This window comes from Rhodanobacter sp. FW106-PBR-R2A-1-15, assembly GCF_058789735.1.
The window spans coordinates 38,856-52,127 of the sequence record NZ_JBYTEM010000023.1; the positions used below are offsets into that span (position 1 = coordinate 38,856).

The 13,272-nt window shown below is 67.8% G+C and carries 11 protein-coding genes; 3 read left to right on the plus strand and 8 right to left on the minus strand.

Annotated features, from left to right (window positions below):
- Nucleotides 1-240 precede the first annotated feature (240 nt).
- On the plus strand, nt 241-1,986 hold the full coding sequence (locus AC3WTD_RS12570; RefSeq protein WP_027492369.1) for a sensor domain-containing diguanylate cyclase: 1,746 nt from the start codon (nt 241-243) through the stop codon (nt 1,984-1,986).
- A 37-nt stretch (nt 1,987-2,023) separates the two neighbouring features.
- Here the strand turns inward: AC3WTD_RS12570 and AC3WTD_RS12575 are convergent, their stop codons facing one another.
- From AC3WTD_RS12575 to AC3WTD_RS12595, 5 genes are all read right to left on the minus strand, one after another.
- Complete coding sequence (locus AC3WTD_RS12575) at nt 2,024-4,294, minus strand: thiamine pyrophosphate-dependent enzyme (protein WP_492613976.1); 2,271 nt, start codon at nt 4,292-4,294, stop codon at nt 2,024-2,026.
- A gap of 123 nt (nt 4,295-4,417) precedes the next feature.
- Nucleotides 4,418-5,029: a glutathione S-transferase family protein gene (locus AC3WTD_RS12580; protein WP_027492367.1), complete on the minus strand. Its 612-nt coding sequence runs from the start codon at nt 5,027-5,029 to the stop codon at nt 4,418-4,420.
- Complete coding sequence (locus AC3WTD_RS12585; RefSeq protein ID WP_027492366.1) at nt 5,026-5,508, minus strand: nucleotidyltransferase family protein; 483 nt, start codon at nt 5,506-5,508, stop codon at nt 5,026-5,028. The genes AC3WTD_RS12580 and AC3WTD_RS12585 overlap by 4 nt, the downstream gene beginning before the upstream one ends.
- On the minus strand, nt 5,505-6,047 hold the full coding sequence (locus AC3WTD_RS12590; RefSeq protein ID WP_492613977.1) for a GNAT family N-acetyltransferase: 543 nt from the start codon (nt 6,045-6,047) through the stop codon (nt 5,505-5,507). Before AC3WTD_RS12590 ends, AC3WTD_RS12585 begins: the two co-directional genes overlap by 4 nt.
- A gap of 196 nt (nt 6,048-6,243) precedes the next feature.
- Nucleotides 6,244-7,413, minus strand: coding sequence for an acyl-CoA dehydrogenase family protein (locus AC3WTD_RS12595; RefSeq protein ID WP_235642612.1), 1,170 nt, complete (start codon nt 7,411-7,413; stop codon nt 6,244-6,246).
- A 166-nt stretch (nt 7,414-7,579) separates the two neighbouring features.
- Between AC3WTD_RS12595 and AC3WTD_RS12600 the strand changes: the two genes are divergently transcribed.
- A complete protein-coding gene (locus AC3WTD_RS12600; RefSeq protein ID WP_492613978.1) occupies nt 7,580-8,455 on the plus strand; it encodes a DMT family transporter in 876 nt (291 codons plus the stop codon).
- 150 nt (nt 8,456-8,605) lie between these two features.
- Entirely contained in the window at nt 8,606-9,451 is an 846-nt protein-coding gene (locus AC3WTD_RS12605) for an aldo/keto reductase (RefSeq protein WP_492613979.1), read from the plus strand.
- 5 nt (nt 9,452-9,456) lie between these two features.
- Here the strand turns inward: AC3WTD_RS12605 and AC3WTD_RS12610 are convergent, their stop codons facing one another.
- The 3 genes from AC3WTD_RS12610 to AC3WTD_RS12620 form a co-directional block, all read right to left on the minus strand.
- The gene (locus tag AC3WTD_RS12610; RefSeq protein WP_492613980.1) at nt 9,457-11,136 is read right to left on the minus strand and encodes a carboxylesterase/lipase family protein; all 1,680 of its coding nucleotides are present in this window, start codon (nt 11,134-11,136) and stop codon (nt 9,457-9,459) included.
- 59 nt (nt 11,137-11,195) lie between these two features.
- Nucleotides 11,196-12,125: a 5'-nucleotidase gene (locus AC3WTD_RS12615; protein ID WP_235642608.1), complete on the minus strand. Its 930-nt coding sequence runs from the start codon at nt 12,123-12,125 to the stop codon at nt 11,196-11,198.
- A gap of 166 nt (nt 12,126-12,291) precedes the next feature.
- A complete protein-coding gene (locus tag AC3WTD_RS12620) occupies nt 12,292-13,053 on the minus strand; it encodes an NAD kinase (RefSeq protein ID WP_027492362.1) in 762 nt (253 codons plus the stop codon).
- Between the last annotated feature and the right edge of the window lie 219 nt (nt 13,054-13,272).

Sequence of the window (13,272 nt, forward strand, 5' to 3'; positions counted from 1 at the left end):
GCCGCCTCCTGGCCGCCCGCGGGCGCCGGCAAGCGGCCACGGCCGGGGAATCGGCCACGTGCGGCACCGTGGCACGGCCCGTGCTTGATACGATAGACGATGCGCGTTCGCCGGTTGCCACCCGCTCCGTCACCGGCGGCAGGCAGGCGGGGCGGCAAGCATGACGAGGGGCGACCCCCGACATGCCGGGGGTGCAAACCGAACAGCCGGCAAGACGCTCGCACAGCGGGGGGGGAACCCATGGAGAAGCCGACCACAACGCCGACAACGGCCCGCCCAGGGCGGTCGTGGTGCGGCTTCGTGCTCGGCCTGCTGTTCTGGCTGGGGTTCGGTACGGCCCAGGCCGCCATGCCGTTGAACGCCGCCTGGCGCGAGGCACGCCCCGGCGACACCCCGCAGAGCCTGCTGGACGAATACCACGCCGGCCTGCTGAAAAGCTTCGACCCGTCCCTGCTGCAACGGTTTCCGCAGGGTGCCGACGGCAGCTGGGTGGTGATTGCGGCGCAGCCGCCCTGGGACAACGACGCGCGGGTGCTGACGATCTACCCGGCTACGCTGGGCACGGTCACCGTGTTCGGCGGCAGCCAGCCGCAGACGCTGGCACTGGACGACTTCAGCGATTCCACCCATGGCCACGGCCGGCTGGCCTGGCAGCTACCGGCCGACATGGCCGCATCGGCGCCGATCCTGCTGAAGTTCGAACCCTCGCCGATGCTCAGCGCACCGGTGCGTTTCCACCTGGAAAGCTGGGGCGAATATGCGCGCAGCGACGCGCGCTGGCTGGTCCTGGCCAGCGCGTGCTTCGCGGTGATGCTGGCGATGGTACTGATGGCGCTGTGCTTCGCGCTGATGCTGCGCGACGTCACCTACGCGTGGTACGCCGGCTACGTGCTCTGCTATGCCCTGATCCAGGGCGTCCAGACCGGTTTCGTGTTCCATCCGCTGGAATGGCAATGGCTGTCGGGCAGGGCCTTGCTGGCCGGTTCGGCCGCCGTGGCGCTGTCGGTGGCGTTCGCCTCGCTGTTCATGATGCGGTTCTGCGAACTGCAGCGTTACGCACCGCTGCTGCGGGTGCCGGTCACGGCCGTGGCCGTCGGCATGATCCAGCTGGTGCTGATGCGCTGCAGCCGGATCCCGCCGTTCGTAGAGGTGGCGCAGGTGCTGCTCAACCCGCTGCTGATGATCGGCGCGGTGCTGCTGCTGGTGGCGGCGATCGTCGCGGCGGCACGCGGTTCGCGCCAGGCGTGGTTCTTCTTGGCCGGCTGGACGCCGCTGCTGCTGCTCACCGCGTTGACCAGCGCCCAGGTCGGCGGCGCGCTGCCGCAGCTGGACTGGCTCAACGACGCCAGCCTGGCCGGCGGCGCGTTCGAGGCGGTGGTGCTGTCGATCGGCCTGGCCGACCGCGCGCTGCGCCTGCGCCACGACCGCGACATCGTGCGGGTGCTGGCCGACCACGACGCACTCACCAACGTGTTCAACCGCCGCGCCTGGACCGAGCGGGCCAGTACCCTGCTGTCCGACGGGCCGCCGCGGCCGATCGCGCTGCTGTTCCTCGACCTGGACCATTTCAAGCTGCTGAACGACCGCCAGGGCCACAACGCCGGCGACCGCGCACTGGTCGCCGTGGCCAAGGCGCTGGCCGCCGAGCTGCGTCCAGCCGATCTGCTCGGCCGCTACGGCGGCGAGGAGTTCGTGGCCCTGCTCGACGGCATCCCGACGCAACAGGCGATGCAGGTGGCCACACGCCTGTGCCGGCGCGTGCATCGCCTGGAAATACCCGTCAGCGAGGAGTCGCTGCTGCTCACCGTCAGCATCGGCATCGCCATGCGCCAGGAAGGCGACGACCTGGAATCGCTGGTGGACCACGCCGACCAGGCCATGTACGACGCCAAGCTCGGCGGCCGCAACCGCGCCTGCCTGCACGCCGACAGCCTGGCGCCGCGCGGCGGTCCGCACCTGCATGTAGTGGAGAAGCGCGAGCGCTGAGCAGCGGTCCAGGAGCCGGCCCGCAGCCAGCCGCGAATCAGCCCGCGGCCAGCTCGCGCGCCGCCGCCACCACCTCGGCGTCGCCTGGCAGCACCAGCAGCGCCGCGCCGGCCAGCGGAGTGAACGTGTCGGCGCCGACCACGCGCTTCAGCGGCGTGGCGCCGCAGCCACCTTCGACGATCGCGGTGATCACGCCCTCGCCCACGCCGGCGCTCTTGCGGCCCTCGTCCAGCACCAGGATGCGTTTGGCCGTTTTCGCCTGCGCCGCGATGAAGGCATCGTTGAGCGGCGCCAGCCAGCGCAGGTCGACCACGCGTACCTGCCAGCCCAGGTCCTGCTCGATCGTGCGCGCGGCGCGCAGTGCCATCGGCACGCCGTTGCCGAAGGTGAATACCACCAGGTCGTTCGCCGCCTCGTGGTAGATGCGGCCCTCGCCCAGCGTCATCGCCTGATTCGGCGCCGGATAGTCGAACTGCCACTGGCCGTCGCCTGCTTCGTACAGATCCTTGGTCATGTACAGCGCGATCGGTTCGAGGAACGCGCAGACGCGGCCGTCCACCTTCGCCAGCGCCATCAGCGTGCGCAGCATCATCGCCGCGTCGTCGCCACGGCTGGGGCAGCCGACCACCAGGCCGGGAATGTCGCGCAGTGCGGTGATCGAGTTGTCGTTGTGGAAGTGGCCGCCGAAGCCCTTCTGGTAGCCCAGCGAGGCGACGCGCATCACCAGCGGGTTGCGGTACTGGCCGTTGGAGAAGAACTGCAGCGAGGCCGCCTCGCCGCGGATCTGGTCGCAGGCGTTGTGGAAGTACGCCAGGTACTGGATCTCCGGAATCGGCAGCATGCCCATGTTGGCGTAGCCCTGGGCCAAGCCCAGGATTATGGTTTCATCGAGCAGCGTGTTGAACACGCGGCTGCCCTTGAAGGTCTTGTTGAGACCCTTGGTGACGGTGTACACGCCGCCCTTCTGCGCCACGTCCTCGCCGAACAGCAGCGCCTCGGGATACTTCGCCAAGAGGTCGTGCAGGGCCTGGCCGATCTGGATCGCCAGGTGCCGCGGTGGCAGGTTTTCCGGCAGTTTCGCCTCGCCGCCGAACACCGCCAGGCGTTTGTCGGCGTAGTCGGCACGCTCGGCCTCGGCCTTCACCGCGGCCGGCGTGTACGGCGCCAGCGGCTTCATGACATCGGCAAGCGAGGTCAGCCGCGACCGCGAATCCGCGTCCTCGGCGGCGGCGAAGCAGCGCTTGCGGGTGGCCTCGTACAGGCCCAGCAGCGCGTCCTTCGAATACAGGCCCGATTCCAGCGCGATGCCGGCCGAGCGCAGCAGCGGGTCGGAGCATTCGACGGCGAACAGTTCCTCGATGCTGCGCCACTCGATCTCGAAATCGGTGCCGGCGTGGCCCATCACGCGGGTGGTCCGCAGATGCAGGAAGGTCGGCCGGCGCGTCGTGCGGCAATGCTCCACCGCGCGCTGCACCTGGGCGTAGCCTTCGGCGAGATCCAGGCCATCGGCGAAGAAATAATCGAGGTTGGCGCGATGCTGGTAGTTGGCCGCGATCCAGCCGGTCGGCGTCTTCACCGAGATACCGATGCCGTTGTCCTCGCACACGAACAGCACCGGCGCTGGCAGCTTCTGGTACGCCGTCCACGCTGCGGCGTTGAACGCGGTCTGCGCGGTGGCATGGTTGCTGGAGGCATCGCCGAACGAGCAGATCGCGATGCTGTCGCCGGGGATCGGCAGCGTGTGGCCAATGCGCGGTGCCTGCTCGATTGCCACCGCGGTGCCCAACGCCTTGGGCAGGTGCGAGGCGATCGTCGAGGTCTGCGGCAGTACCCACAGTGGCTTGCTGCCCCACACCTTGTGGCGGCCACCGGAGGCTGGGTCGTCCTTGCTGGCGGCGAACGACAACGCCGAATCCATCACCGGGTCCATGCCCGGGATCTTGCGGAAGCGCTCGGCCATGAAGCCGCCGCTGCGGTAGTGCAGAAAGGCCGGATCGGTGTGACGGGTCAGCCGCGCCACCATCGCGTTGCCCTCGTGGCCGGACGAGCCGATCGTATAAAACACCTTGTTCTGCACGCGCAGCACGCGCGCCATCAGGTCGAGGTGGCGCGAGATCAATTGGGATTCCAGCAGCTCGCGAAAACCGCGCGCATCCAGCGCACTGCCCGGTAGCACCGCCTCATCGTCGCGCGGCGCGGTGCGCACCTCGCCCTGCCACAGCTGCACGAACTCGATGAAGTTCTGGTCGACGACTTCGGCGCGGTTGAAGCCCTTGTGGCGGGCGCTGAGGGTGAACGGAATGGACATGGCGTGTTGTCGGTGAGATGGAAGAATGTTTCCGTAGGAGCCCGCTTGCGGGCGATGCTCTTGCGAATCCCGAATCCCGAATCCCGAATCCCGGCTCCAAAAGCATCGCCCGCAAGCGGGCTCCTACAGTGGCAGGTGTTGCATCGGCGTGTGGCCGGGTTGAGCCCGCACGCGATCGAGCCACGCGCGGATGTTCGGGAACGCAGACAGCTCGAAACCGCCGTCGCCGGCACAGTGGGTGTACGCGTACAGCGCGATGTCGGCGATGCCGTAGCGTTCGCCGACGAACCAGTCGCGCCCGGCCAGGTGCTGCTCCATCACCGCCAGCACCTGCGCGCCCTTTTGCAGCAGCGCAGGGAGTTCGGCCTGGCGCGGGTGGTCGGGCGGCAGCCAGCCGCGGATGAAACGCGCCACCGCAATGCACGGCTCGTGACTGTACTGCTCGAAGAACAGCCACTGCAGCGTTTGCGCGCGCAGCCAGGCGTCGTCGGGCCAGAACGAGGTGCCTTCGGCAAGGAAGCACAGGATCGCGTCGGACTCCGCCAGTCGGCGACCGTCATCCAGCTCCAGCAGCGGTACCTTGCCGTTCGGGTTTTTCGCCAGGTAGTCCGGTGTGCGCGTCGCGCCGTGCGCGCTGTCCACGTCGACCCAGCGATAGTCGCGACCCAGCTGGTCCAGCAGCAGCTGCAGCTTGTAGCAGTTGCCGGAGGCGCGCATGCCGTAGATGGTGATCATGGCCGCTCCCCACTCAGCTGTTTAAGCAGTGCGGCGCGTTGCAGGTCCTTGGGACGACCGAAGCTTTCGCAAAGCCGGATCTGGTCTTTGGCCGACGGCACCGGCACGGCCAGGCCGTTCACGCCGACCAGCACGAGCTTCCCCGGCAGCACCGGCTGCCAACGATCGTCGGCATGAAGCTCGAGCGCACCCATCACCTCGACCGGCGCGCCGGGGAAGCGGAAGCGGGCGAAGTACGAACGGAACCGGTCGGCATCCGGCGGCGTGAACGCGGGCTCGCGCCACTGTGCCCAATGCGCCATCAACACCTCGGCGTCGGCGCGCGAGGTCAGCACGTCCACGTCCGCGGCGCTGGTCTGCGCGCCGAGCAGCAGCGCCGCGGCGCTGCCGATCAGGCACCACGGATCGACGCAATGCACGTGCAGCTCGGGCACGATCTCGGCCAGGGTGGCGTAAAGCGCGGGCGAGAGGTGGCTCATGCGCGGCGCCGGCGCCACTGTTCGCGCGTCTGCGCCCAGATCTCGGTGGGGGAATCCTCATACGGCGCGGGCAGCTTGCCTAGGCCACGGCAGATCGAGCCGAGCCGCTGCGCCAGCGCCTGCGAGGCACGGTTGTCCGGATGGATCGAATGGATCATCTCGCTCCAGCCCAGCTGGTCGAAGGTCCAGTCGATCGCCGCAATGCAGCCTTCCAGCGCGTAGCCCTTGCCCCAGGCGCCGCGCACCAGGCCCCAGCCCACCTCAGTGCCGGGCCAGTCGACCGGGTGCCACGGCCCGAGTCGGCCAACCCATTGGCCGCTGCTCCGCTCGATCACCGAGAACATCGCGAACCCCTGCAGCGACCAGGCACCGGCGAGCGTCAGGAAGCCTCGCCACGCCGCAGCGCGCGCCTGCTGCCCGCCGATGAAGCGGGCGGCCTCGGCGTCGGCCATGTTCGCCGCGTAGGCGTCGAAATCCTCGATGCGCGGCGGGCGCAGGATCAGTCGATCGGTTTCGATGCGGATGTCGGGGATCTGCAAGGATTGGCTCCTGAAAGCCCCTCTCCCATCGGTGACCAAAGGAAGTCCCCTTGCGGGAGAGAGGGGTGGGGGTGAGGGTACGGAGCTTGCGCGAACATCAACGATCACGCTCCGCCCGAACCCTCATCCGTCGCTTCGCGCCACCTTCTCACCCGCAAGGGGACTCCCTTTGGTCGCCAGAGGGAGAAGGGAAACATCAGAACGCGTTGATGCCGGTCAGCTCGCGGCCGACCACCAGCTCGTGCACGGTCTCGGTGCCCTCGTAGGTGATCACGGATTCGAGGTTCAGCGCATGGCGGATCGCCGAATGCTCGGTGGTGATGCCGGCGCCGCCGAGGATGTCGCGGCACTGGCGCGCGATGTCGATCGCCATGCGGCAGTTGTTCCACTTGGCCAGCGAGACCTGGGTCGGCTGCATCTTGCCGGCGTCCTTCAGCCGGCCCAGCTGCAGCGACAGCAGCTGCGCGGTGGTGATGCGCCGGGCCATGTCGGCCAGCTTCAGCTGGATTGCCTGGTTCGAGGCCAGCGGACGGCCGAACAGGATGCGCTCGGCGGTATAGTCGAGCACTTCCCTGAGGCACGCCTGCGCGGCGCCGATCGGCCCCCAGGTGATGCCGTAGCGGGCCTGGGTGAGGCAGCCCAGCGGACCCTTCAGACCCTTCACGTTGGGCAGCCGCGCACTGTCCGGCACGCGCACGTTGTCGAAGAACAATGCACTGGTGACCGAGGCGCGCAGGCTCATCTTCTTGTGGATTTCCTGCGCCTTGAAGCCGGCACTGTCGGTCGGCACGATGAAGCCCTGGATGCCGTCCCCGGTCTGCGCCCACACGATCGCGATGTGCGCCAGGTTGCCGTTGGTGATCCACATCTTGGCGCCGTTGATGATCCAGTCGGCGCCGTCCTGCTTCGCATGGGTCTTCATGTTGGCCGGATCGGAGCCGCCGTGCGGCTCGGTCAGGCCGAAGCAGCCGATCACCTCGCCCGCCGCCATCTTCGGCAGGTAGTGCAGCTTCTGTTCCTCGCTGCCATAGGCGTAGATCGGGTACATGCACAGCGAGCTCTGCACCGAGGCGAAGCTGCGCAGGCCCGAGTCGCCGCGCTCCAGCTCCTGGCAGATCAGGCCATAGCTCACGCCGCTCATGCCGGCGCAGCCGTACTTCTCGGGAATGGTGGCGCCGAGCAGGCCGAGGCCGGCGATCTCGGGCACCAGCTCCTTCGGGAAACGGCCCTGGTCGAAGCAGTCGCCGATGATAGGCAGTACGCGCTCATCGACGAAGCGGCCAACGGTGTCCTGCACCATGCGCTCCTCGTCGGTGAGCAGCGAGCGGACGTCGTACAGATCGAGCGGATTCAGACGGACAGCCATGGAAGCTCCGGAGAGGGCGCGTAAAAGCCGGTATTGTAGCGCGTGCCTTGTTGCCGCACAGGCCGCCGCGTACCCGACGGACGCGTACGGCCCGCGTTGGGCCTCGCCTTGCCCGGCCCCATCTTCCGCTCTCGTCCCCGGATTCACGTTTTCCCACGGAAACCCCATGTTCAAAGGTGTCCTGCTCGGCTTCATGGCCTTTGCCGCGTTCGCCATCAGCGATGCGTTCGTGAAGTCGCTGCGCGGCTCGCTGCCGGCCTATGAGGCGGTGTTCTTCGGCGCCGCGCTGGGCCTGACCGCGCTGCCGTTCATCAAGGGCGCCGACGCCCGCTGGCGCGACGTGGTGCTGGCGCAGCGCCAGGGCCTGTGGCTGGTGCGTGCCGCCGCCAGCGCGGTCGGCAGCATCGCGGCAGTGGTCGCCTTCACCGCGCTGCCGATGGCGGAGGCGTTCGTGCTGATCTTCCTGCTGCCGATCTTCGTCACCATCCTGTCGGTGCTGGTGCTGAAGGAGCACGTCGGCTGGCGCCGCTGGTCGGCCGTGGTGGCCGGCTTCATCGGCGTGCTGGTGGTGCTGCGGCCGGGTTTTCGCGTGCTCGGCATCGGCCACCTGGCAGCCACCGTGTGCGGACTCTCCGGCGCCGTCTCGATGATCGCGCTGCGCCTGTCCGGTTCGCACGAGAAGCGCGTCACCCTGTACGGTGCCGGCATGATCGGCTCGATGCTGGTCGCCGGGCTGATGATGCTGGCCAACTTCCGCTGGCCGGATTTCGCCCAGTGGCTGCTCCTGCTCGGCTACGGCCTGCTCGCCGCGCTCGGCTCGGTGCTGCTGATGCTGGCCACGCAGAAGGCGCCCGCCAACCACGTCGCGCCGACCCAGTACAGCCAGATGCTGTGGGCCGTGCTGTTCGGTTATGTGCTGTTCCACGACCCGCTGGACCGGCCGATGGCGATCGGCATCGCGATCATCCTCGGCGCCGGCCTGTTCACCTTCGTGCGCGAGGAACAGGTGACGCGCTGGTGGAAACGAGTACGCATCGTCTAATCATCCCCGGACGACCATCCGCCCGTGCCCCGTGCCTTGTTGCCGGGGCAATGGCTTGGCACACTGCCGCACCCATCGGTTGATCCCCCCATGCCGCAACAAGCTGTCAGCGATCGTCCCCCGCCCCCGCCGGTCCGGCTTTCGCCCGTCGTGGCGGGCCTGTGGCGCCTTGCCGAATGGAAGCTGGACGTCAAGCAGCGCGTGCGCTGGATCGAGCAGGCACTGGAACTGGGCATCACCAGCTTCGACCACGCGGACATCTACGGCGACTACCGCGCCGAGGCGCTGTTCGGCGAGGCGCTGAAGGCCGAACCGGCGCTGCGCGGGCGCATGCAGCTGGTGACCAAATGCGGCATCCGCCTGCGCTCGGCGCAGCGGCCGTACCGGATCAACCACTACGACACCTCGCCGGCCTATGTGCGGGCGCAGGTGGAGCGGTCGCTGCTCAACCTGCACACCGAGCGACTGGACCTGGTGCTGATCCACCGGCCGGATTACCTGATGGACGCCGCGGCACTCGCCGACACATTCGCCACGCTGAGCCGCGAAGGCAAGGTGGCGCATTGGGGAGTGTCCAATCACAGCGCCAGCCAGTTCGCCCTGCTCCACCGGCATCACCCGCTGGCGACCAACCAGGTCGAGTTATCGCCCCTGACGATGGACGCGCTCGACGACGGCACGCTCGACCAGGCCCAGCAACTGGGCCTGCGCCCGATGATCTGGTCGCCGCTGGGCGGCGGGCGGCTGTTCACCAGTCGGGACGAACAGGCCGTGCGCCTGCGCACCGAAATGGATGCCATCGCCGCACGCCTCGGCATCAGCCTCGCCACCCTGGCTTATGCCTGGATCCTGCGCCACCCCTCGCGGCCGCATCCGATTACCGGCAGCGGTCGCATCGAGGGACTGCGCGAAGCGGTCGCCGCACTCGACGTGCCACTGGGCGCCGAAGACTGGTACGCGATCTGGACGGCCAGCAAGGGGCACGCCGTACCCTGAGTCGCTCAGGCCTTGCGACTTGCCCTGCGGCGTCGCATGCGCCTCGCCAGCGCGAACAGTGCAGCCAGCAACAGCAGCACGACACCGACGATCAGGCCGCGGTAATGTTCCTGCAGGAAGCGCGCTGCGCCATAGATCCGATCGAGACGCCGCAAGGTGGTCGTATCGCCGAAGGCCGTTTGCGTTATGCGCTCGCCCAGTTGCATGGTCCGCTGCGTTTTCGATTCAAACGCCGGCCACTCAGGCAGGCTTGGCCCATTGGGGTTGCCCGTCTTAGCAAAGTTGGTCCAGTAAGCGACCATCATGTCGGATAGCTGGCGGTCCTCCGCCGACCAAGCCAGTGGCTGCAGGTCCAGATGCCCGAATACGTACGGCATCTCCATGCTGTGTCCCGCGCCCCATCCGAAGTAGCGGTCACCCGGTCGATACGGTGGAACCCGTGCAAACTCGTACAGGAAAACCCGGGCGCGCCCGGCATTCGAAACGAGCCGTGCCCACGTCCACATGTCCCAGCGAAAACGCATGTCGCGATGGAACATGGCGGCTGCGTTCCGCGCCGCCTCGTCAGTATCCCCTGGGTCGGGCGCAGCAAGTTTGACCAGCAGATCCGGGAAGCTGCGCCCCAACTCGTGTCGGAAATTTTCGCGCGTGATAGTCCGCCCGGCGATGAAGCTCGAGCCCTCGTCGCGGTTGAACCCGACAAGCAGCGGCATGTCCTGCTGTCGACCTGAGTGGTACGCGTCGTACGGAGGTTCGGGCAACACATGGCCATCCACGATGAGATGCGGATCGAAGCCGATCTGCAGCAATTGATCAGCTGGCAGGCGACGTAACGCCTCGATGGAGCCACTTCCGGCGCGTTTCGCAAAACGCTGTCCCGCTTGTTCCGCTCCGTGCAGCATGAAGTCATCGGACAGGCTCATCGGTTCGAACAGGGCGCCGCTCTCGGCAATGGCACGCTGAAATAACCCTCGCGCCAGCGGCGATGTGGTCAGTGCGCTGATCGAAATGGCCCCCGACGACTGACCGAATACGGTTACCCGCGATGGATCACCACCGAATGCCGCAATATTCCGTTGCACCCACCGCAAGGCAGCGATCTGGTCGAGCAGCCCGTAGTTGCCGGAGCTGTGGTACGGCGATTCGTCGCTCAATTCCGGGTGCGCGAGGAAACCGAACACGCCAAGGCGATAGTTCAGCGTCACCACGATCACGCCCTTTCGCGCCAGTCGGTCACCCGCGTACAGCGGTGTCGACGATGAACCATTCTCCAGGCCGCCGCCGTAGATCCACACCATCACCGGCAGCTTGTCAGCCGCGGGATCGGCCGGGCGCCACAGATTGAGATAAAGACAATCTTCGCTGGTCGGCTCTGCCGCCGCATCGGGTGGGTAAGTGCCGCTTTGCATGCACACCGGCGCGAACCGATCAGCCTGCCGGACGCCCGGCCATGGCTCGGCAGGCACCGGGGCACGCCAGCGCAGCTCACCAACGGGTGGCCTGGCGAATGGCACCCCCTTGTAGACGAGCACATCGTTCTCGGCCACACCCCCCAACATGCCCGTATCGAGGCGTACCAGCCCAACTTGTGCGTACGCCGTCGTTGCCCACAGCAACATGACACCGGCAAATACCTGTGTCGCCAGATGCCGCATACGCCGGCGCCTCCCCAGCAAAGCCATCATCCCTGCCCCCTTGGATACCCGCGTATGTCCGTCGGAACGGCTCCTCGTCGACGCCGATGCTAGCGGTTGCTCACCCCGTGCGGCACGTGCCCGGTCGCCACGTGCTTGCGCGCGGACTCCACGTTGGCCGGCGAGTCGTCGAAGAAGATGTCGGCGCCGAACGCGTCGAGGAACGGGCCCTTGTCGCGGCCGCCGAGGAACAGCGCCTCGTCGATGCGCACGCCCCAGCGGCGCAGGGTGAGGATCACCCGCTTGTGCGCGGGGGCGGAACGGGCGGTGACCAGCGCGGTGCGGATCGGCGAGTCCTCCGCCGGGAATGCGGTCTGCAGGCGATGCAACGCGGCGAGGAAGCCGCGGAAAGGCCCCACCGACAGCGGCTCGGCGGCATGCTCGCGCTCGTTGCGGTGGAAGGCCTCCAGGCCTTCCTCGCGCGAGACGCGCTCGCCCTCGTCGCCGAAGATCACGGCGTCGCCGTCGAAGGCGATGCGCAACTGCTCGCTCATGCGCGGTGGCGCGACGCTGGGCAGGATGGTGGCCGCCGCCACGCCGGCGGCCAGGGCGCGGCCGACGTCCTCGGCGTTGGCGGAGAGGAACAGGTCGGCCTTGAACGGCGCGATGTAATCGGAGGTGGGCGCGCCACTGGTGAACGCGGCGCGGCTGATCTCCAGGCCGTAGTGCTGGATCGCGTTGAAGATGCGCAAGCCAGTGTCGCCGGAGTTGCGCGACAGCAGGATCACCTCGACCGGCGGCACGTCACCGGCCAGCTTGTTCAGCCCGAGCAGCTTCTGCACCAGCGGGAACGCCACGCCGGGCTGCAGGATCTCGTTTTCGTGCTCGATCTGGAACGAGCGGTAGGCGTCGAGGCCGTCGCGCTCGAACAGCGCGTGGCTGTCGCCGAGGTCGAACAGCGCGCGCGAGGAGATGGCGACGACCAGTCGGTTGTCGGTGGTGGAGGAGGCGTCGTGGACGCCAGAGCCTACGGTGGTCATGAGGCGATTGAAGGGGGCGTTGGCGTCGAATCTAGCAAAGCCCGCGAAAGATTTCCTGTAGGAGCGCACCCTGTGCGCGATGGCTCTTGCGTCACGTGACAAAAATTTCGCGCACGACCGGGGGAAGTCCCTTGTGGACAGGGTGCGCTCCTACAGATGCCATGTCTCATTCCACCGCGAACTGCTCGTCGAGGATACGCTGCTCCAGGTTGTGCTCGGGGTCGAACAGCAGCCGCACGCCCTGCCCGCCGGACTGGCGGATCGCCACCGTGTGCACGTCGCGCACCTCGTGGAAGTCGGCGGTGGCGCTGACCGGGCGCTTGCCCGGATCGAGCACGCGCAGCATCACCCCGGTGCGGTGCGGCAGGATTGCGCCGCGCCAGCGCCGCGGGCGGAACGGACTGATCGGGGTGAGCGCCAGCACGTTCGCGTCCAGCGGCAGGATCGGGCCGTGCGCGGACAGGTTGTAGGCCGTCGAGCCGGCCGGCGTGGCGACCATGATGCCGTCGCAGATCAGGTTCGGCAGCTTCACCGTGTCGTTGAGCTGCACCTCCAGGTGCGCGGCCTGGTTGCTCTGGCGCAGCAGCGAGACTTCGTTGAACGCCAGCGCGACGTGATGGTTGCCGGCCGCATCGACGACCGCCATCTGCAGCGGAAACAGCGAGGCCGTGTGTGCGCGCGCGACCCGCTCCGGCAGGCCGTCGAGCCGGTGCTTGTTCATCAGGAAGCCGACCCGGCCCAGCTTCATGCCGTACACCGGCACGTCCAGCGCGTGGTACGCGTGCAGGGTGCGCAACATGAAGCCGTCGCCGCCCAGCGTGACGATCAGCTCGGCCTGCTCCGGCGGCACGTTGCCATAGCGCTCCACCAGTTTGCGCCACGCCTGCTGGGCGACACTGACCTCACTGGCGACGAAGGCAATGCGCATGAAGGCCCCGGTGTGGCGGAAGGAGCACTAAGAGTACGACAGAGCGGCTAGTTCGCCCTACTCCAGACTTTTCGCAAAGAGCACCCCCTCCCGTCCTCCCCCTGCCAGCAGGGGGAGGAGCGAAAGCAAGCCACCGCATAGCTTCAGACGTGCCGGAATACCCTCCCCTGGTCGCAGGGGAGGGCAGGGGTGGGGTTCACGCTGCGACGAACTCCCGGA

Bases quoted from the DNA above. Each gene is read 5' to 3' on its own strand.
- AC3WTD_RS12570 (WP_027492369.1), top strand. From the start codon at position 241: ATGGAGAAGCCGACCACAACGCCGACAACGGCCCGCCCAGGGCGGTCG.
- AC3WTD_RS12575 (WP_492613976.1), bottom strand. From the start codon at position 4,294: ATGTCCATTCCGTTCACCCTCAGCGCCCGCCACAAGGGCTTCAACCGC.
- AC3WTD_RS12580 (WP_027492367.1), bottom strand. From the start codon at position 5,029: ATGATCACCATCTACGGCATGCGCGCCTCCGGCAACTGCTACAAGCTG.
- AC3WTD_RS12585 (WP_027492366.1), bottom strand. From the start codon at position 5,508: ATGAGCCACCTCTCGCCCGCGCTTTACGCCACCCTGGCCGAGATCGTG.
- AC3WTD_RS12595 (WP_235642612.1), bottom strand. From the start codon at position 7,413: ATGGCTGTCCGTCTGAATCCGCTCGATCTGTACGACGTCCGCTCGCTG.
- AC3WTD_RS12600 (WP_492613978.1), top strand. From the start codon at position 7,580: ATGTTCAAAGGTGTCCTGCTCGGCTTCATGGCCTTTGCCGCGTTCGCC.
- AC3WTD_RS12610 (WP_492613980.1), bottom strand. From the start codon at position 11,136: ATGATGGCTTTGCTGGGGAGGCGCCGGCGTATGCGGCATCTGGCGACA.
- AC3WTD_RS12615 (WP_235642608.1), bottom strand. From the start codon at position 12,125: ATGACCACCGTAGGCTCTGGCGTCCACGACGCCTCCTCCACCACCGAC.
- AC3WTD_RS12620 (WP_027492362.1), bottom strand. From the start codon at position 13,053: ATGCGCATTGCCTTCGTCGCCAGTGAGGTCAGTGTCGCCCAGCAGGCG.